We start from the raw sequence: 18,195 nt of genomic DNA on the forward strand, positions 1-18,195 counted from the left end.
GGCACCCCCTTGCCCACCGGCGCCCCTTGTCCCCCGATATGTACGTCCAGGAGCGATCCATGCGAACCCAGAGCCGACGGAGGCCGCGAGCCACACTCGCCGCGGCCGCCGCAGGGACGCTGCTCGCCCCGCTGCTCTCCGGCTGCTGGGTCGGAGCGGGCGGGGCCGGATCCGGCGGCGATTCCCTCAACGTCCTGATGGTCAACAACCCCCAGATGACCGAGCTGCAGAAGCTGACCGCCGCGCACTTCACCCAGGAGACCGGCATCAAGGTCAACTTCACCGCCCTGCCCGAGAACGACGTCCGCGACAAGATCAGCCAGGACTTCGCCAACCAGGCGGGCCAGTACGACGTCGCCACGCTGTCCAACTACGAGATCCCGATCTACGCCCGCAACGGCTGGCTGCGCGAGATGGACTCCTACGTCGCCAAGGACCCGGCGTACGACGAGCAGGACGTCCTCAAGCCGATGCGCGACTCCCTCACCGGCGACGACGGCAAGCTCTACGGGCAGCCCTTCTACGGCGAGTCGTCCTTCCTGATGTACCGCAAGGACGTCTTCGCCGAGGCGGGCCTGACGATGCCCGAGCGCCCCACCTGGACCCAGGTCGCCGAACTGGCCGCCCGGGCCGACGGGGCCGAGCCGGGCATGAAGGGCATCTGCCTGCGCGGCCTGCCGGGCTGGGGCGAGGTCATGGCGCCGCTGACGACCGTGGTGAACACCTTCGGCGGCACCTGGTTCGACAAGGACTGGCGGGCGCGCCTGGACTCCCCCGAGTTCACGAAGGCGACGAAGTTCTATGTCGACCTGGTGCGCGAGCACGGCGAGTCCGGCGCCTCCCAGGCCGGCTTCGCCGAGTGCCTGAACAACATGACCCAGGGCAAGGTCGCCATGTGGTACGACGCCACCTCCGCGGCCGGTTCCCTGGAGTCCGCGAACTCCCCCGTCAAGGGCAAGGTCGGCTACGCGCCCGCACCGGTCGAGAAGACCGAGTCCTCCGGCTGGCTCTACACCTGGGCCTGGGGCATCCAGAACGCCTCCCGCAACCCCGACAACGCCTGGAAGTTCGTCTCCTGGGCGTCCGGCAAGGAGTACGAGCAGCTGGTCGGCGACGAGATCGGCTGGTCCAGCGTCCCGGCGGGCAAGCGCGCCTCGACGTACGCCCGCCCCGCCTACCGCAAGGAGGCCGCCGCCTTCCAGGAGATGACCAGGAAGGCCATCGAGGGCGCCCGGCCCACCGACCCCGGGGTGCAGCCGCGGCCCGCGCCCGGCATCCAGTTCGTCGGCATCCCCGAGTTCACCGACCTCGGCACCAAGGTCTCCCAGGAGATCAGCGCGGCCATCGCCGGACGCCAGTCCGTCGACGCGGCCCTGAGGAAGGCGCAGGCACTCGCCGAGAAGATCTCCGAGGAGTACGAGGGACGATGACCGCGACCACACCGGCCCCCGTGGCCGCACCCCCGCTCCCCGCCCCCGTGCACCGGCCCTCCCCCCGGCTGCGCGCCTGGGCCACGCGGGCCCCGCTGATGCCCGCCCTGGTCTTCATGATCCTGGTGACCCAGCTGCCGTTCGTGGCGACGCTGGTGATCTCCTTCTTCGACTGGAACGCGCTCTACCCGGACGCCCGGCACTTCACCGGCTTCGACAACTACCGGGAGGTGCTGACCGATCCGGACCTGCGCCACTCGGTGTGGACGACGGTCCTGCTGACCGTGGGCGTCGTGCTCGCCTGCCTGGTGCTGGGCCTGCTGCTCGCCCTGCTGCTGGACCGCAGGTTCCGCGGCCGGGGCCTGGTGCGCACCCTGCTCATCGCCCCGTTCCTGGTGGTCCCGGTGGCGGCGGCCCTGCTGTGGAAGCACGTCCTCTACAACCCGGAGTACGGCCTGCTCAACGGCCTGCTGCACTACGTGGGCGGCCCGCAGCCGGACTGGATCGCCAACACCCCGCTGCTCGCCGTCCAAGTCTCGCTGGTGTGGCAGTGGACGCCGTTCATGATGCTCATCCTGCTGGCGGGCCTGCAGAGCCGCGACCACCAGCAGATCGAGGCAGCCCGCGTCGACGGCGCGAGCGACTGGCAGATCTTCCGCCACCTCACGCTGCCGCACCTGCGCCGCTACCTCGAACTGGGCGCGCTGCTCGGCTCCATCTACATCGTGCAGAACTTCGACGCGGTCTTCACGATCACCTCCGGCGGCCTCGGCACCGCCAACCTGCCCTACACCGTCTACCAGAGCTTCTACCAGGCCCACGAGAACGGCCTCGCCTCGGCCGCGGGCGTCCTGGTCGTCCTCAGCTCGATCGTCATCGCGACCTTCGCGCTGCGCGTGGTGTCGTCCCTGTTCCGCGAGGAGGTGTCCCGCGCATGAGCGCCGTGGCCGTACGAGTGAGCCGCAAGGGAGCGGGTCTTGGCCTGGTGGCCTGGCTGGCCGGGATCGTGTTCTTCCTGCCGATCGCCTGGATGGCGCTCACCTCCTTCCACTCGGAGGAGGACGCGGCGACCAACCCGCCGTCGTTCACCGCCGCCCTCACCCTGGACGGCTACCGCGAGTTCTTCGGCACGGGCGGCGGCGCGAGCCCCTGGCCCGCGCTGGTCAACTCCACGGTGGCGTCGGTCGTCTCCACGCTGTGCGTGCTGCTGCTGGCGCTGCCCGCCGCGTACGCCCTGTCCGTCCGGCCGGTGAAGAAGTGGACGGACGTGCTGTTCTTCTTCCTGTCCACCAAGATGCTGCCGGCCGTGGCGGGCCTGCTGCCGATCTACCTGTTCGCGAAGAACACCGGGATGCTCGACAACATCTGGCTGCTCGTCATCCTCTACACGTCCATGAACCTGCCGATCGCGGTGTGGATGATGCAGTCCTTCCTCGCCGAGATCCCGGTCGCGGTGATCGAGGCGGCGCAGCTCGACGGCGCCCGGCTGCCGACCGTCCTCACGCGCGTGGTCGCCCCGATCGCCCTGCCCGGCATGGCGGCCACGGCCCTGATCTGCTTCATCTTCAGCTGGAACGAGCTGCTGTTCGCCCGGGTCCTGACGGGCGTGGTCGCCGAGACCGCCCCCGTCTTCCTGACCGGCTTCATCACCAGCCAGGGCCTGTTCCTGGCGAAGGTGTGCGCCGCGTCGCTCGTCGTCTCCCTGCCGGTGCTCGCCGCGGGGTTCGCCGCCCAGGACAAACTCGTCCAGGGCCTGTCGTTGGGAGCCGTGAAATGAAGGCCGCCGTCATCGAGTCCGTGGGCCGCGCCGTCGTCTCCGAGGTCCCGGACCCGACGCCCGGGCCGCGCGACGTCGTCGTCGAGGTCGCCGCGTGCGGGCTGTGCGGCACCGACCTGCACATCCTCCAGGGCGAGTTCGCGCCGAAGCTGCCGATCGTGCCGGGCCACGAGTTCGCCGGCGTGGTCGCCGAGGTCGGCTCACAGGTCACCGAGGTGTCGGTCGGCGACCGGGTGGCCGTGGACCCCTCGCTGCACTGCCACGAGTGCCGCTACTGCCGTACCGGCCACAACAACCTGTGCGAGCGGTGGGCCGCGATCGGCGTGACCGTCCCGGGCGGTGCCGCGCAGTACGCGCTGGCGCCCGTGGCGAACTGCGTCAAGCTGCCCGAGCACGTCCGCACCGAGGACGCGGCCCTCATCGAGCCGCTGTCCTGCGCGGTGCGCGGCTACGACGTCCTCAACTCCCGGCTCGGCGCGCACGTGCTGATCTACGGCTCCGGCACGATGGGCCTGATGATGCTGGAACTCGCCAAGCGCACGGGCGCGGCCAGCGTGGACATGGTGGACGTGAACCCGGCGCGCCTGGAGACCGCCCGTCAGCTCGGCGTGTCCGCCGCCGCGGCGGGCGCCGGCGAACTGGACCGTCCGCAGGGCTGGGACGTCGTGATCGACGCGACCGGCAACGCCGCGGCGATCCAGGACGGACTGGACCGGGTCGCCAAGTCCGGCACCTTCCTGCAGTTCGGTGTCGCCGACTACGCGACACGTGTCACGATCGACCCGTACCGGATCTACAACCAGGAGATCACGATCACCGGCTCGATGGCCGTGCTGCACAGCTTCGAGCGGGCGGCCGAACTGTTCGCGAACGGGGTGCTGGACCCGGGCGTGTTCATCAGCGACCGCGTGCCGCTGGAGCGCTACCCGCAGGCGCTGGAGCAGTTCGCGGCGGGCGTCGGCCGGAAGATCGTGGTGGTGCCGTAACGGCACCCTCCCCCAGACCGCGCGGCTCCCGGTGCCTCCCCCGCCCCGGGAGCCGCGCGCTGCCCACCGGAGACCGGCGGTACGTTGTCCGGGCCGGTGGGACGAGGCGGGGGTGGTCGTCGGTGGCGGGCGGGACGTCGCTGGGGCGGGACTTCGGGTGGCTGTGGGCGGCGTACACCGTCAGCACGTTCGGGACGTGGCTCGCCTTCGACGCGTTCCCGCTGATCGCCGTCATGGCGCTCGGCGCCGGCCCGACGGAGGTGTCGCTGCTGGCCGCAGCGGGCCTCGCGGCCGGCGCGCTGGTGGCCGTACCGCTCGGGCCGTGGGTGGAGTTCCGCCGCAAGCGCCCCGTGATGATCGGCACCGACCTGATCCGCTGCGCCGCCCTGCTCACCGTCCCCGCCGCCTACGCGCTCGGCATGCTGACCTTCGCCCAGCTCCTGCTGGTGTCGGTCGTCGTCGCGGCGGCCGGCATCACGTTCACCGCGGCGAGCGGAGCCTGCCTCAAGGCGCTCGTACGGCGGCAGGACCTGCTGGCCGCGAACGGCCGGTTCGAGGCGACGATGTGGACGGCGACCATGCTGGGCCCCCCGCTCGGCGGCGCCGCCGTCGGGCTGCTCGGCCCGGTCACGACCGTGCTGGCCGACGCGGTGAGCTTCCTGCTGTCGGCGCTCGGCATCCGGGCGATGGGCGGCAAGGATCCGCACCCCGCGAAGTCCGCGCCTCCCGACCGGATCCGCCCGCGCGACCTGACGGACGGCTGGCGACACATCCTCGCCCACCCGACGCTGCGCCCGCTCTTTGTGAACACGGCCCTGAACAACGGCCTGATCATGGCGGTGTCCCCGCTGCTCCTGGTCCTCATGGTCGGCGACCTGGGCTTCGCTCCCTGGCAGTACGGCCTGGCCTTCGCGGTGCCGTGCCTGGGCGGACTGATCGGCTCGCGCCTGGCACGCCGGCTGGTGGCGCGGTACGGATCGCACCGGGTGCTGGTCACGGCCGGGACGGTGCGGGCGTGCTGGCCGGTGGGCCTGGCGTTCGTGGGACCGGGCGCGGCGGGCCTGGCCCTCGTGATGTGCGTCGAGTTCGGGCTGATCCTCAGCTCGGCCGTGTTCAACCCGGTGCTGGCGACGGTCCGGCTCGACCACACCGACACCGGCCGGGTCGCCCGCACCCTGTCGGCCTGGTCGGTGACCGGCAAGCTCACGGTGGCGGCCCTGACGGCCCTGTGGGGCCTGCTCGCGGGAGTCGCCGGCGTCCGTACGGCCATCGCGCTGGCCGGCGTACTCCTGCTGGCGACGCCGCTGCTGCTGCCGCGCCGGGAGGAGGCGCGGGCCCCGGCCGAGCGCGCCGGGGACGCGTCCTGACCCATTTGGGCGTCGGGTAAGGGAACGGTAAAACGGGTTCGCTCGTTCATGGGGCATGACAGCTATGACCCCCGGCTCGAACATCCCTCTCTCCGCCGCGCGCGTGACGGTGGACGTCGCCGCCCCGGTGCGGCTCGACGTATCGGGCCTGCTGCTCACCGCCGACGGCAAGGTGCGCTCCGACGACGACTTCATCTTCTACAACCAGCCCACTGGCCCCGGCGTGACCCACCGCTCGGGCGGCGGCACCGCCCCGGACGCGATCACCATCGACACCACCGCGGTGCCGCCGGGCATCGAGAAGATCGTCATCACCGCCAGCCCGGACAGCGAGGGCCAGACCTTCCAGGGCGTCGAACCGACGGCCACCCTCCGCAACGCGGACGACGGCTCCGTACTGGCCACGTTCACGCCGCCGCAGCTCGGCGCGGAGACGGCCCTGGTGGTCGTGGAGGTCTACCTGCGCGGCGGCGCGTGGAAGGCCCGCGCGGTCGGCCAGGGCTACGCGAACGGCCTGGCGGGCATCGCCACGGACTTCGGCGTCTCGGTGGAGGAACCGGCTCCGGCCCCGGCCCCGGTGCACACCCCGGTGACACCGCCCGCCCCGCCGACGCCGGCGCCCCAGGCACCCGCGGCGCCCGCCGCTCCCCCGGCCCCGCCCGCCGCTCCGCCCGCCCCCGGCGCCGGGAAGATCAACCTGGACAAGGGCCGCGTCAGCCTCCAGAAGAACCAGACGGTGTCCCTGGTCAAGGGCGGCCGGCCGCTGCTCAGCCAGGTCAAGATGGGCCTCGGCTGGGAACCGGCGTACCGCGGCAAGGACATCGACCTGGACGCGTCGGTCATCGCCTACGGCCCGCAGCGCAACCACATCGACAGCTGCTACTTCGGCAAGCTCCAGATCCTGCACGGCGCGATCAAGCACTCCGGGGACAACCTCACGGGTGAGGGCGGCGGCGACGACGAGGTGATCGCGGTCGACCTCGGCCGCCTCCCGCAGGAGGTCACGGGCCTGGTCTTCACGGTCAACTCCTTCTCGGGCCAGAAGTTCACGGAGGTCGCCAAGGCCTACTGCCGCCTCATTGACGCCGCGAGCGGCGAGGAGCTGGTCCGCTTCGACCTCACCAGCGCCGAGTCGCAGACGGGCGTGATGATGGCGAAGCTCATCAAGCAGTTCTCGGGCGAGTGGGAGATGACGGCGATGGGCGACTTCGTGAAGTCGCGCACGGTTCGGGGAATGGTGAAGCCGGCGGCGCAGGCGCTGTAGCGGGCCGCGGGGGTTTGGCGGTACGAGGCCGGGGGCGCCCTCTGTCAGGGGGTGCCCCCGGCGCCCTCAGCCGTCAGCCACGAGCGGCGTGCGAGAGGAACCGCGTCCAGGCGTCGGCCCCGAGGGCGAGCCGGGCGCCGTCCTTGTCCTTGGAGTCGCGGACGTGCACGAGGTGGGTACAGGCGGCGACCTCGACGCAGTCGCCCTCACTCCCACTGCTGTGGCTGGACTTGCGCCAGGACAGCGCGACCTCGACGCAGTCGTCACCTTCCGAGCCGCTGTAACTGCTCTTGGACCAGGCCAGATCGGTGGTGGGGGTCATAGGGCTCCTCGCATCCGCTCCAGCAGGCTCCGGGAATCACCGGGGGTGAGAGCCTGCGAACGCAGTTTCGCATACCGCTGCTGGAGGACGCTGATCTCTTTCAGGTCAGCGATGAGCCGCCCATTCTTCTGCCCTTCCGAGTAAGCGAACCACCGATGCTCAGGGGTCTCCAACAGCTGCATGGGCCCGTCGATCGCCGCATGCTGCGGAGCCCGCAGGGGCATGACCTGAAGCACCACATTCCAGTGCCGCGCGGTGACGTCCAGCAGATGATCGAGGAGTTCACGCGTGACGTCCTCCCCGCCGGTGTACCGCTCCAGCACCGCCTGCTCGATGATGAAGCTGAAGTTGCCGGGGGGTTCGCGCCGCGTCGTGAGCATCTCCTGCCGGGCCAGCCGAGCGGCGATCCGCTGCTGCAACTGCTCCTCGCCGGGAACGGGCGGCACACTGAGCGACACGGCACGCGCGTACGACTCGGTCTGCAACAGCCCCGGCACGACCCGGCACTCGTACGTGTACAGGCTGATGGCGAGCCCTTCGAGCCGCGCCCACTGCCGGAACCAGGCGGCGATGCCGGGCTGCCGCGAAAGATAGGGCGCCGAGCGCCGCAGGGCGCCGGTGTTCCCCAGCACCTCGTCGCCCTTGTCGACCATGCTGGGATCGGGCATGCGCCGCCCCAGCTCGACGGAGGCGACGGTGTGCTTGGAGTACCCGACGAGTTCGGCGAACTCCTCCCGGGTCAACCCCGCATGCTCCCGCAACGCCTGCAGGACAGCTCCGAACATCCGCAGACTGTCGGACATCTCGGGCTCTCCCCCTCCGGACTCCACCGACCCATCACCCGCCACAGGGCACCCTCCCGCGCACAGAACGTACTCCCCCATGGTCACGTACGGTAATGAACCGTGTCCAGCTGGTGAGCGCGTACGCTGCGCGGGCGTACGCGGACCGGGCCGGCCGGACGTCACTCGTCTCGCCCGGCTCGCCTGCGGTGTCAGTGTGCTGACATATCCTTCCCGCCACCGCACACCGACTCGGAGGAACAGAAGAGTTGACCGGCCTGGCTGCCTTCCCGCTGCCCTTTCACGCTTCTCGTTCCATATCGTTCGCCACACCCCGAACGCTGCGGGAACTTCAGATGATGCAGTGCAGCGCCCACATCCGGGCGAAGCCCGGGTGGTTCGACAAGATGAACGACCCCGAGATCGTCGCCAGGTGGAGGCAGGAGGCGGTCGCCCAGGGCCTCACCGAGGCTCAGGTGAGTTACGTCCTCGCCGAACTCGCGCATTACGCGGCGCTGCGGGACGAGGAAACCGGCATCGAGGTGTCCGCCGTCGACGGGGTGTGGCAGTCGGACACACTGATCGACGACCGGCTCAGAACCCGGCTGCGCGAAGGGGTCCGGGTCCTGGAAGAGGTCCCCGACGCAGAGAAGGACTGGCACCCCGGATCCGACGGACAGGTACTGGACTTGGTCCATCCCTCACTTTTCTGCCTGGTGAGAGAGGTGAGCGGCGCCCCCGAGTGGGCTTGGCAGAACCCGACGGACCGCTGTTCGACGTACGAGTTCTCGGAGAGATTCCAGTGGCTGCCCACGGACGTCGACGTGAGTGACGACGGTGAGGTCGCCTTCCGCTCGTACATCAACAACGTCCACCCCGAGACTCACCGCGAACTGGCCTCCGTACTGCCGCGCTTGTTCGCACGCATGCGCCCGCTGCTGGAGAACGTACTCACCGACCTGCGCCATCCGCGACCGCTGCGGATCGAGGCGGACCCTTACGGCTGGTACGACTCGGAGCCGGAGTACCCGGACACATCCTCCTACAGCGATGACGAGGCCTACCAGGAAGCCCTCCGCGCATGGGAAATGGCCCAGGACGACTGGTGGGAGAACCGCTGCCCGGTCGTCCCGGACGCCCCGGCCTTCGTCCCGCCCGGGGTGCCCGACGCCTCCGCCCGGGTCGACCTGCGGGGCCGCCGCCTCCAGGTCATCGTCAAGCTCGCCACCATCCATCTCACCCCGGACAAGCCCGAGTACCCCGGCGGTTCCTGGCACGTCGAGGGAATGCTGAACGAGCGGATCGTCTCGACCGGCATCTTCTACTGGGACAGCGACAACGTCACCGAGAGCCGGCTGAGTTTCCGGACGGCACTGGACGACCCGGACTACGAGCAGAACGACGACAACGGCCTGCGCGAGGTCTACGGCCTGGAGGACGAAGACGCCCTGAACCAAACCCTTGGCTCGGCATCGACCCCGGCGGGCCGCTGCCTGGCGTTCCCGAACATCCTGCAGCACCGAGTCGGCCCGTTCCGCCTCACGGACCCGACCCGCCCGGGACACCGCAAAATTCTCGCGTTCTTCCTGGTCGACCCGTCAACAAAGATCGTCTCGACATCCGATGTCCCCCCGCAACAGCCATGGGCAACCACCTCGACCATGACACTTGAGCAGGCCAGGACGTACCGCGAACAACTCATGCGGGAACGCAAGTTCTTCGTCGACGAACACAACGAGCAGCTCTACGAACGGGAATTCTCCCTCTGCGAGCACTGACCCTCTTCCGCCCTGAAGGGACCCGCGTCCCCCGGTGGGCGAATTCCAGGGGCGCGGGCCGCGTTGCCCGGGTTCAGGCCGTCCATGGCCAGTCCGCGTCCCGCGCCGCTTCCAGCAGCGGGACCATGCGGAAGGCCGCGTCCGAGAGGCCGCCGAACGTGTGGCGGTTGCCCGTGCCCGACGGGCCGTGACCCGCCCGGTGGCCCGCCAGGTTCCACGTGTAGACCGGGACGTCGGCCGGGACCTGCTCGGTCGGGTCGCCGAGGCGGTGGTGCGTGTACTGCTCGTCGGTGACGATCAGCACCCGGTGGTGGCGGCGGTAGTGCTTGCGGACCGCCTCCGTCGTGTTCGTGCCGCCGAGGTCGCCGAAGCGGCCGAGGATCTTCAGCACCGACTCGCCCCGCTGGAACCGCACCCGGTTGCTGCGGGTGCCGAACTCCACGAGGTCCGCGTCCGCCGCCCGCAGCGCGAGCGCCGTGCCGAAGATCGCCGCCGCGTCGGCCCGGTTGAGCTGCGAGCGGTCCGACAGCCGCGAGCAGAACATCGAGCCCGAGCGGTCCACCAGCACCAGCGTCCGGCCGGGCAGGGCGGGTACGTTGGCCAGCGAGTGCCCGAGCGCCCGCTCCAGCGCGTACGACCAGCGCAGCGACGGCGCGTGCTGGTACGCGGCGAGGTACCGGAACGGGAACTGCCGCGAGCGTGCGACCTCCACCGGGTCGGCGATCCTCGCCGCGACCTGCTCGGCCACCTCGTCCGAGACGCCCGCCTCGTCGAAGTTCCGCAGGTTGCGGACCAGCGCCATGGTGCCCATGGACGGGATGACGGCCTCCCAGGCCGCCTTGTCCATCGGGCCCTGCAGCCACCCGGCCAGCGCCTCCCACGTCATCCCGGCCGCCGCCAGCCGCTCGGCGCCGCCGGGCGACGTGACGACCGCGCGCCGCTCCCCGGCCGGCAGCGCCATCAGCTCGCGGTGCGCGGTCAGGACCGGGACCGTCGCGGGCGGCACGGCGGTGTCCGGGTGGTGCCGGCGGTCCAGCGCGTACCGGAACAGCTCGCCCTGCCACGGCTTACCAGGGTCCGGCGCCGCGTGCACCAGGTTCAGGATGTCGCCGAAGCGGTAGCCCTTGGACGCCGTGTCGTACTTCAGCAGCGCCCTGCCGTCGTAGAGCCTGCGGACGGCGTCGGCGATGCCGCGCTTGACCGGCTTCGGGACGGCGCGGCCGTACCGGGAGGTCCAGTAGGCGAGCAGTTCGCCGGGCTCGTCGGGGCGGCGCAGCACGGAGTCCACGACCTGCCGGTTCGAGGGGCCGTCGGTGGCGCTCGCGTCGAGGCGCGCCTTCACGTACTCGGCGGCGCCCACGATCGACGCGGTACGCAGGTTGCCCTCGCCGCGCAGCCAGCCGAGCAGGCCCGCGGTCCACGCCGGGTCGGTGACGGCGAGCTCGCGCACGAGCCGCGTGAACCGGTCGTCGCGGTCGGCGCCGCTCTCGTAGAAGGTCTGCTGCGAGACGAAGTGGGAGACGGCGAGCAGGAAGAGCTCGGAGCGGGTGTCGCGCTCCCGGCCCCGGCCGCCCTCGAAGGTGCGCAGGATCCGGCCGGTCGAGGTCACCCGCGACACCGGCTGCGGCCGCGCGGACCGGGTGTTGAATCGCGCCATGCTGAATTCCCCCGAATTCACAGTGGTTTCGGAGAGAGACGCGGCAAAAGGAAGGTGTCCGAGATCGGATGCGGCGACGGGCTTTTAGTCGGATGCTCTACCCGATTGAGCTACACCGACCCGAAGTCGGTGACGGGACTCGAACCCGCAACCCTCTGATCAATGAAGTATCCGCTGCCTGCGCACCGGACACCCGCCTTGAGCTGCGCCTCCCGAGATCAAGTCGGCGGCGGCATGGATTCTGTGGAAGAGAAGTAGCCGCCGCCATCGCACCGGGAGGTGCGTGACGTTCTGATCACCACTGTAGGAGGCGCAGCTCGGGCGGGGCGACACAATTAACGGGCGCCTGCCGGGACTCAGCGCCGCCGCTGCCGCTTCCAGGGGCCCGTGATGGCGAGCAGGATGCCCGGGTCCTGGATGCCGGCGAACAGGGTGCGGCCGTCGGGCGAGAAGGTGACGCCGGCGAATTCGCTGTACTCCGGCTCCTCCTCGGTGCCGACGTTCAGCTCGTTGCGGGCGATGGGGTAGGTGCGGCCACTGTCGGTGGCGCCGAAGAGGTGCGAGACGCCCTCGCCGTCCTCGGCGAGGATCAGTCCGCCGTACGGCGAGACGGTGATGTTGTCCGGGCCGTCGAAGGCGCCGTCGCCCGACGGGTCGGGGTTCACGCCGAGCAGCACCTTGAGGGTGAGCGTGCGGCGCCGGGGGTCGTAGAACCAGACCTGGCCGTCGTGCGCGGTGCCGGGGCTCTCCGCGCGGGCGTAGGAGGACACCATGTAGGCGCCGCCGTCGCCCCACCACATGCCCTCCAGCTTGCGGGCGCGGGTGATCTCACCGGCGGCGAACTGCTTGCGGACGGGGACGGTACGGGCGTCGCGGTCGGGGACGTCCACCCAGTCGACGCCGTACACGGTGCCGATCCGCGTGGCGCGGGACAGGTCGTCCACGAACCGGCCGCCGGAGTCGTAGCACCGGGGGGCCTGGAGGCGGCCGGCGTCGTCGGCGAGTTCGCGGAACCTGCCGGGGCCGTACGCGAAGTCCTCCGGCGGGGTCCAGCGGAAGAAGAGGCCGTTGGGGTTGGAGGCGTCCTCGGTGAGGTAGGCGTGGCCGCGCTTGGGGTCGATGACGACGGCCTCGTGGTCGTAGCGGCCGAAGAACTTCAGCGGCTTGGGGTCGCGGTTGGCGCGCCGGTCCACGGGGTCGACCTCGAAGACGTAGCCGTGGTCCTTGGTCATGCCGTTGACGCCGGCCTTGTCGGAGTTCTCCTCGCAGGTCAGCCAGGTGCCCCAGGGGGTGCTGCCGCCCGCGCAGTTGGTGGAGGTGCCGGCTATGCCGACCCACTCGGCGACGCGTCCGTCGGGGCACACCTCGACCACGGTGCAGCCGCCGGACGCGGCCGGGTCGTAGACGAGGCCCTCGGTGAGCGGCACGGGGTGGTCCCACTTGGCGCGCGGGCCCTTCAGCTCGTGGTTGTTGACGAGGAGCGTCGTGCCGCGCGGTCCGGGGAAGGCGGCGGTGCCGTCGTGGTTGGACGGGGTGAACTCGCCGGACTCCAGCCGGGTGCGACCGCTGTACGTCAGGATGCGGTAGGTGAACCCGGCGGGCAGCGCGAGGATGCCGTCGGGGTCGGGGATCAGCGGCCCGTAGCCGACCCCGCCGTGCGGGTCCGCCGACGCGTGGCCGGCGCTCTCGGTGTCCGTGGCGGCGAGGGCGCCCGGGGCGGAGGCGAGGGCACCGACACTGCCCGCGAGCGCGACACCGGCGCCGGTGATCGCGGAGGATCTGGCGAAGTCCCTGCGGGTGAGCGACATGGAGTCTCCTGTGACAGTGGGTGTACGTGCCCTGGAGGGCGGCGGGCCTCGTTCCGCGCCACGCTCCCGCCCGCCTCTGAACACCGCTTGAACAACGGGGGGCGCCGTCGGGGCCCGTTCGGTGAACCGGGCGGTGGGCGCCGCCACTGGTACCTGATCGGTGAACCGGGCGGTGGGGGCGCCACCGGTACCTGATCGGTGAACCGGACGACGGGGAGCGCCACCGGTACCTGGTCGCTGAACCGGACGACGGGAGGGCGCATCGCCCCCATATCACCGGGGCGGCGCCCCCGGCGAGGGTCACCCGCGCCCCCGGCGGCGATCACCCGCGCCCCCGGCGGCGATCCCCCCGCCGCCGACCCGTCACCCCCCGCTCATCCTCCCTGCTGCGACCGCGCCTTGAAGGCCGCCTTGCGGGCCTCCTTCGCGATGCGCTTGTCGGGGTGGAGGCGGCCCATCGCCTCCAGGACGTCCGCCGTGGCCGGGTGGTCCACCCGCCAGGCCGCCTCGAAGAAGCCGCCGTGCTGCTGGGCGAGCCCCTGGACGAGGTCCCGCAGTTCCTCGGAGTTGCCCTCGGCGGCGAGCTGCGCGGCGATGGTGTCGACGGTCAGCCAGAAGATCATCGCCTCGGACGGCGGCGGCACGTCCGCCGCGCCGTGCTCGGTCAGCCACACCCGGGCGAGCCCGCCCAGCTCGGCGTCGTCGAGGACCTCCCGCAGCGCCGGTTCGGCCGTGCCGCCCACCAGCGACAGCGCCTGCTGGCAGCGCAGCCGGCGCAGCGGCGCCCCGGCGTCCGAGCCGCGCGCCGCCGCCAGCAACTCCCTTGCGGCGGCGAGCGGTTCGCGGCGCGTCAGCCACTGCTCCGTCTCGGCCTGCGCCGCCGTCGGCCCGAACCCCGACGTCCCGTCGAGCAGCGCGTCGGCGCCCTTGTCGGCGAGTTCCCCGACGGCCGGCGCCTCGAAGCCGGCCTCCAGGAGCCGCGCCCGCAGCCCGTACCGCCCGAGTGGCGTGAGGCGCACCATGCCGTATCGGGCGACGTCGGTGTCGTCCAGGGGCGCGGCCGGTTCCTCGTCGGTGTCGGTCATGAGCGCCTCGTCCACCGGCCGGTACTCCACCAGCCCGACCGGCTCCAGCATCCGGAACTGGTCGTCCAGCCGCATCATCGCGTCGGACACCTGCTGCAGCACGTCGTTGGACGGCTCCGTCATGTCGCCGGGCACGATCACCGAGGCGGCCAGCGCGGGCAGCGGCACCGGGGTGTCACCGGGGCCGTCCTCGCTGACGCTCATCAGGTACAGGTTGCCGAGCACCCCGTCGAGGAATTCCGCCTCGGCCTCCGGGTCCCAGCCGAGGGCCGCCAGGTCGGCCTCGCCGCCCCGGCCGACGGCCTCGGCCGGCCCGTCGAGGTCGGGCACGCTCGCGTCGGCGAGCACCGTCTCCAGCGCGCCGAGCCACACCTCGAGCACGTCGTGCGGGGAGCCGTCGGTGAGCAGCGCCAGGTCCTCCCCGGGTCCGGCGGTGCCCTCGTCCCCGTCGGTGATCTCCACCAGCCCGGTGTCCACGGCGATGCGCCACGCCTCGCTCGCGTCGGCCGCCGCGTCGTCCCCGCTCAGCCCGAGCGCCTCGGCCGCCGCCGGAAGCTGCTCGTCCACGAGTCCGCCCCCGGCGTCGACCCGGGTGTCCGGCCCGGCCCAGCGGGCGATCCGTGCCGCCCTCGACAGCAGGGGCGTGGACAGCGCGTCGCGCGCCAGCTCCGCTTCGGGGTGCAGCCGCACCGGCGGGAGGGGGGAACTGTCTGACATCGGCGGATTCTCCTAGACGCATGGAAGGCCGTACGACCCGTGCGGGTGCCGTACGAGACGGGCCCGGGGGCGGTGCCGTACGGCGCGGGTGCCGTACGACGGGCCCGCGGGGGTGTCGTACGGCTCAGCCGCTCAGCCTAGACGGATTTCGACCCATGCCGCCCGGTTCATCTCTTCGTCGGCCGCCGTACATGGCTGAAACCTTGACAAGGTGTGCGAACAGGCTGGAGATTGACGCGCGTAGAAGTCGGGGACGGCTGTTCACTGACCGCTACCCGCGTCGCGCCGCTCCGCCGGTCGCGTCCCCTGCGTTTTCCGTCCGCCCTCGTCCCGGCGCACTGTCACGTCCCCGGAGGGATTCCGTTGCCGAGCAAGTCGTCCGCGCGCCTCGCCGCGCTCACCGTCGCCGCCGTCTGTTCCGCGGCGTCCACCGTCGTCCTGATCTCCCCCGCGCACGCCGACACCGTGCGCGTCCACGACATCCAGGGCAGCACCCGGATATCCGCCTACGCCGGCAAGCAGGTCACCGGCGTGACCGGAATCGTCACCGGCGTACGCACCTACGGCTCGTCCCGGGGCTTTTGGATGCAGGACCCGAACCCGGACGCCGACCCGGCCACCAGTGAGGGTCTGTTCGTCTTCACCAGCTCCGCCCCGAAGGTGGCCGTCGGCGACGCGGTCTCCGTCTCCGGCACCGTCTCGGAGTTCGTCCCGGGCGGCACCTCGTCCGGCAACCAGTCGCTGACGCAGCTCAGCCGCGCCACCGTCACCGTCGTGTCCAGCGGCAACGCGCTGCCCGCCCCGGCTGTCGTGGACGCCGACTCGGTGCCGGACGCGTACGCCCCGCAGCCGAACGGATCGATCAACGCGCTGCCGCTGGAGCCCGGCACGTACGCCCTGGACTACTACGAGTCCCTGGAGGGCATGAACATCCGGGTCTCCGACACCCGCGTGGTGGGCGCCACCGACCCGTACACCGAGCTGTGGGTGACGGTGAAGCCGGAGGAGAACGCCAGCCGTCGCGGCGGCACGGTGTACGGCTCCTACGGCTCCCAGAACACCGGCCGCCTCCAGATCCAGTCCCTCGGCCGCGCCGCCGACTTCCCGGACGCGAACGTGGGCGACACCCTCGCCGGTGCCACCACGGGCCCGCTGGACTACAACCAGTACGGCGGCTACACCCTGGTCGCCAATGAGCTCGGCACCCTCAAGAGCGGTGGCCTGGAGCGCGAGACCACCCGCGAGCAGCGCAACGGCGAGCTGGCGGTGGCGACGTACAACGTCGAGAACCTCGACCCGTCCGACGACACCTTCGACGCCCACGCGTCCGCGATCGTGAACAACCTGGCGTCCCCCGACATCGTGTCCCTGGAGGAGATCCAGGACAACAACGGCGCCACGAACGACGGCACGGTGGCCGCCGACCGTACGGTGACGAAGCTGATCGACGCGATCGTCGCGGCGGGCGGCCCGCGCTACGACTGGCGCGGCATCGACCCGGCCAACGGCACGGACGGCGGCGAGCCGGGCGGCAACATCCGCCAGGTCTTCCTGTTCAACCCGGACCGCGTCTCCTTCAAGGACCGCGCGGGCGGCGACGCCACGACGGCCGTCGGCGTCACCGAGGAGCGCGGTCGGGCGGCCCTGACGGTCTCCCCCGGCCGCATCGCCCCGGCCGACGCCGCCTGGCGGAACAGCCGCAAGCCGCTGGCCGGCGAGTTCGTCTTCCGCGGCCGTACGGTCATCCTGATCGCCAACCACTTCAACTCCAAGGGCGGCGACCAGAGCCTGACCTCGCAGTACCAGCCGCCGGCGCGCAACTCGGAGACCCAGCGCCACCTCCAGGCGGCGGCCGTCAACGCCTTCGTCAAGGACGTCCTGGACGTCCAGAAGAACGCGGCCGTGATCGTCCTCGGCGACATCAACGACTTCGAGTTCTCCGAGACGACGAACATCCTCGAGCGGGACGGCGCGCTGTGGTCGGCGATCAAGTCGCTGCCCCGGAGCGAGCGGTACAGCTACACGTACCAGGGCAACAGCCAGGTGCTCGACCAGATCCTGATCAGCCCGGCGATCCGGCGCGGTTACGACTTCGAGTACGACAGCGTGCACGTCAACGCCGAGTTCCACGACCAGATCAGCGACCACGACCCGCAGGTGCTGCGCTTCCACCCGTGACAGCAGGTGCCCCGGGGCCGCCGCCGGCCCCGGGGCACACCCTTGCCGCGTCCAGCCCTTGCCGGTTTGTGCCGGTCCTTGCCGGGTCGTTGCTGGTCCTTGTCGGCCGTTGTCGGCCGTTGCCGGCCGTTGCCGGCCGTTGCCGGTTCAGTCCGGCACGAGGCCGAGGGCGTGGTCGTACCGCGTGACCGTGCTGCTCCTGAGCCCCGGCCAGTTCTGCACCCGCCGCCACTGCTCGGTCGCGGCACCGATCCCCTCCCCGGGCGCGGCCAGCGCCTCCGCGTGCGCCTCGGCGCTCTCCCACTCGGCGTAGTTGAGGACACGGGTGCCGTCGGTACTGACGTGGAAGTGGGCGGCGATGCCCCCGGGATGCCGGCGGGGCTCGCTGTCCAGCGCTTCCAGGACGGCGTCGACCCAGGCGCGCTGCCGCTCCGGGTCGGGCCCGTCGAACTCGATGTCGACGATCACGACGCAGCCGGGCACGACACGTCCGTCCCGGCCCAGGGCACCGGCACCGGCACCGGCACTGCGGTAGTGCCGGAAGCGGCCGAGGCCCAGGCGTTCGATGCCGGGCACGGCGGTGTCGATCTCGTCGTTGCGTTCCTGTCGGTGGGTCTTCACGAAGCTCTCGTACGCCTGCTCGCTGCGCCACTGCGAGTAGTGCATCAGCGTGGAGCCGTCGTGGCCGGCGTAGAGGTGGTAGCCGAGCAGATCGGCGCTCGGCCAGGGTCGGCGCTCCCAGGTGGCGGCCACCGCCTCGACGGTCTGCCGCTGCCGCTCGGGCGTGCCGAGGCGCCAGGTGCTGAAGAAGGGGGCGCCGACACGGGGGTCGGTGAGGTCGGGGTGCGTGCGGATTCGGCGGGTGCGGGTTCCGTGCGTGTGCGTCCCGTGCGTGCGGGTTCCGTGCGTATGGGTTCGGCGAGTCATGCCAATACGGTCGGTCCTCAAGTGGGGTTGAGGTCAAGCAGCGGGGTGGGGCGGGTCGGTGGCGTGCCCGGACATGAGGGAGCCCCGGCCGAGTGGTCTCGACCGGGGTGTGTGTCG

14 protein-coding genes are annotated in these 18,195 nt (G+C 71.3%); 8 read left to right on the forward strand and 6 right to left on the reverse strand.

Features of this window, described 5'->3' with window-relative positions; translation table 11 throughout:
- The first annotated feature begins 59 nt into the window (after window positions 1–59).
- The 6 genes from AB0M97_RS04075 to AB0M97_RS04100 all read left to right on the forward strand — a co-directional run bounded on the left by AB0M97_RS04075 (window position 60) and on the right by AB0M97_RS04100 (window position 6,824).
- Window positions 60–1,430 (forward strand): sugar ABC transporter substrate-binding protein, encoded by a 1,371-nt coding sequence (locus AB0M97_RS04075; RefSeq protein WP_365959148.1) that lies wholly within the window; start codon window positions 60–62, stop codon window positions 1,428–1,430.
- Window positions 1,427–2,368 (forward strand): sugar ABC transporter permease, encoded by a 942-nt coding sequence (locus AB0M97_RS04080; protein ID WP_365959149.1) that lies wholly within the window; start codon window positions 1,427–1,429, stop codon window positions 2,366–2,368. The genes AB0M97_RS04075 and AB0M97_RS04080 overlap by 4 nt, the downstream gene beginning before the upstream one ends.
- Entirely contained in the window at window positions 2,365–3,207 is an 843-nt protein-coding gene (locus AB0M97_RS04085; RefSeq protein ID WP_365959150.1) for a carbohydrate ABC transporter permease, read from the forward strand. The genes AB0M97_RS04080 and AB0M97_RS04085 overlap by 4 nt, the downstream gene beginning before the upstream one ends.
- The gene (locus AB0M97_RS04090) at window positions 3,204–4,193 is read left to right on the forward strand and encodes a zinc-dependent alcohol dehydrogenase family protein (protein WP_365959151.1); all 990 of its coding nucleotides are present in this window, start codon (window positions 3,204–3,206) and stop codon (window positions 4,191–4,193) included. The genes AB0M97_RS04085 and AB0M97_RS04090 overlap by 4 nt, the downstream gene beginning before the upstream one ends.
- A 122-nt stretch (window positions 4,194–4,315) precedes the next feature.
- A complete protein-coding gene (locus tag AB0M97_RS04095) occupies window positions 4,316–5,560 on the forward strand; it encodes an MFS transporter (RefSeq protein WP_365959152.1) in 1,245 nt (414 codons plus the stop codon).
- Window positions 5,561–5,624: 64 nt separating this feature from the next.
- Window positions 5,625–6,824: a TerD family protein gene (locus AB0M97_RS04100; RefSeq protein WP_365959355.1), complete on the forward strand. Its 1,200-nt coding sequence runs from the start codon at window positions 5,625–5,627 to the stop codon at window positions 6,822–6,824.
- Window positions 6,825–6,897: 73 nt separating this feature from the next.
- Here AB0M97_RS04100 and AB0M97_RS04105 read toward each other — a convergent pair whose 3' ends face one another.
- Window positions 6,898–7,146 carry a DUF397 domain-containing protein gene (locus AB0M97_RS04105; RefSeq protein WP_365959153.1) on the reverse strand — a complete coding sequence of 83 codons (249 nt, stop codon included), beginning with the start codon at window positions 7,144–7,146 and terminating at the stop codon, window positions 6,898–6,900.
- On the reverse strand, window positions 7,143–7,949 hold the full coding sequence (locus AB0M97_RS04110) for a helix-turn-helix transcriptional regulator (RefSeq protein ID WP_365959154.1): 807 nt from the start codon (window positions 7,947–7,949) through the stop codon (window positions 7,143–7,145). The genes AB0M97_RS04105 and AB0M97_RS04110 overlap by 4 nt, the downstream gene beginning before the upstream one ends.
- 248 nt (window positions 7,950–8,197) lie before the next feature.
- Between AB0M97_RS04110 and AB0M97_RS04115 the strand changes: the two genes are divergently transcribed.
- On the forward strand, window positions 8,198–9,706 hold the full coding sequence (locus AB0M97_RS04115; RefSeq protein WP_365959155.1) for a DUF4246 domain-containing protein: 1,509 nt from the start codon (window positions 8,198–8,200) through the stop codon (window positions 9,704–9,706).
- A gap of 73 nt (window positions 9,707–9,779) precedes the next feature.
- Here AB0M97_RS04115 and AB0M97_RS04120 read toward each other — a convergent pair whose 3' ends face one another.
- The 3 genes from AB0M97_RS04120 to AB0M97_RS04130 all read right to left on the reverse strand — a co-directional run bounded on the left by AB0M97_RS04120 (window position 9,780) and on the right by AB0M97_RS04130 (window position 14,973).
- Window positions 9,780–11,363 (reverse strand): TROVE domain-containing protein, encoded by a 1,584-nt coding sequence (locus tag AB0M97_RS04120; protein WP_365959156.1) that lies wholly within the window; start codon window positions 11,361–11,363, stop codon window positions 9,780–9,782.
- A 356-nt stretch (window positions 11,364–11,719) separates the two neighbouring features.
- Entirely contained in the window at window positions 11,720–13,171 is a 1,452-nt protein-coding gene (locus tag AB0M97_RS04125) for an alkaline phosphatase PhoX (RefSeq protein WP_365959157.1), read from the reverse strand.
- Window positions 13,172–13,545: 374 nt separating this feature from the next.
- Window positions 13,546–14,973, reverse strand: coding sequence for a hypothetical protein (locus AB0M97_RS04130; RefSeq protein WP_365959159.1), 1,428 nt, complete (start codon window positions 14,971–14,973; stop codon window positions 13,546–13,548).
- Window positions 14,974–15,336: 363 nt separating this feature from the next.
- Between AB0M97_RS04130 and AB0M97_RS04135 the strand changes: the two genes are divergently transcribed.
- Window positions 15,337–17,151, forward strand: coding sequence for an endonuclease/exonuclease/phosphatase family protein (locus AB0M97_RS04135; RefSeq protein WP_365959160.1), 1,815 nt, complete (start codon window positions 15,337–15,339; stop codon window positions 17,149–17,151).
- A gap of 147 nt (window positions 17,152–17,298) precedes the next feature.
- Here AB0M97_RS04135 and AB0M97_RS04140 read toward each other — a convergent pair whose 3' ends face one another.
- Window positions 17,299–18,078: an antibiotic biosynthesis monooxygenase gene (locus AB0M97_RS04140; protein ID WP_365959161.1), complete on the reverse strand. Its 780-nt coding sequence runs from the start codon at window positions 18,076–18,078 to the stop codon at window positions 17,299–17,301.
- Window positions 18,079–18,195 lie beyond the last annotated feature (117 nt).

The sequence above is a fragment of the Streptomyces sp. NPDC051207 genome (genome assembly GCF_040682395.1).
Lineage (GTDB): Bacteria > Actinomycetota > Actinomycetes > Streptomycetales > Streptomycetaceae > Streptomyces.

What these genes read in the sequence shown, in the direction of transcription:
- AB0M97_RS04085 (WP_365959150.1), top strand. Translation starts at nt 2,365, where the DNA reads ATGAGCGCCGTGGCCGTACGAGTGAGCCGCAAGGGAGCGGGTCTTGGC.
- AB0M97_RS04075 (WP_365959148.1), top strand. Translation starts at nt 60, where the DNA reads ATGCGAACCCAGAGCCGACGGAGGCCGCGAGCCACACTCGCCGCGGCC.
- AB0M97_RS04105 (WP_365959153.1), bottom strand. Translation starts at nt 7,146, where the DNA reads ATGACCCCCACCACCGATCTGGCCTGGTCCAAGAGCAGTTACAGCGGC.
- AB0M97_RS04110 (WP_365959154.1), bottom strand. Translation starts at nt 7,949, where the DNA reads ATGTCCGACAGTCTGCGGATGTTCGGAGCTGTCCTGCAGGCGTTGCGG.
- AB0M97_RS04130 (WP_365959159.1), bottom strand. Translation starts at nt 14,973, where the DNA reads ATGTCAGACAGTTCCCCCCTCCCGCCGGTGCGGCTGCACCCCGAAGCG.
- AB0M97_RS04120 (WP_365959156.1), bottom strand. Translation starts at nt 11,363, where the DNA reads ATGGCGCGATTCAACACCCGGTCCGCGCGGCCGCAGCCGGTGTCGCGG.
- AB0M97_RS04090 (WP_365959151.1), top strand. Translation starts at nt 3,204, where the DNA reads ATGAAGGCCGCCGTCATCGAGTCCGTGGGCCGCGCCGTCGTCTCCGAG.
- AB0M97_RS04100 (WP_365959355.1), top strand. Translation starts at nt 5,625, where the DNA reads ATGACCCCCGGCTCGAACATCCCTCTCTCCGCCGCGCGCGTGACGGTG.
- AB0M97_RS04125 (WP_365959157.1), bottom strand. Translation starts at nt 13,171, where the DNA reads ATGTCGCTCACCCGCAGGGACTTCGCCAGATCCTCCGCGATCACCGGC.
- AB0M97_RS04080 (WP_365959149.1), top strand. Translation starts at nt 1,427, where the DNA reads ATGACCGCGACCACACCGGCCCCCGTGGCCGCACCCCCGCTCCCCGCC.
- AB0M97_RS04140 (WP_365959161.1), bottom strand. Translation starts at nt 18,078, where the DNA reads ATGACTCGCCGAACCCATACGCACGGAACCCGCACGCACGGGACGCAC.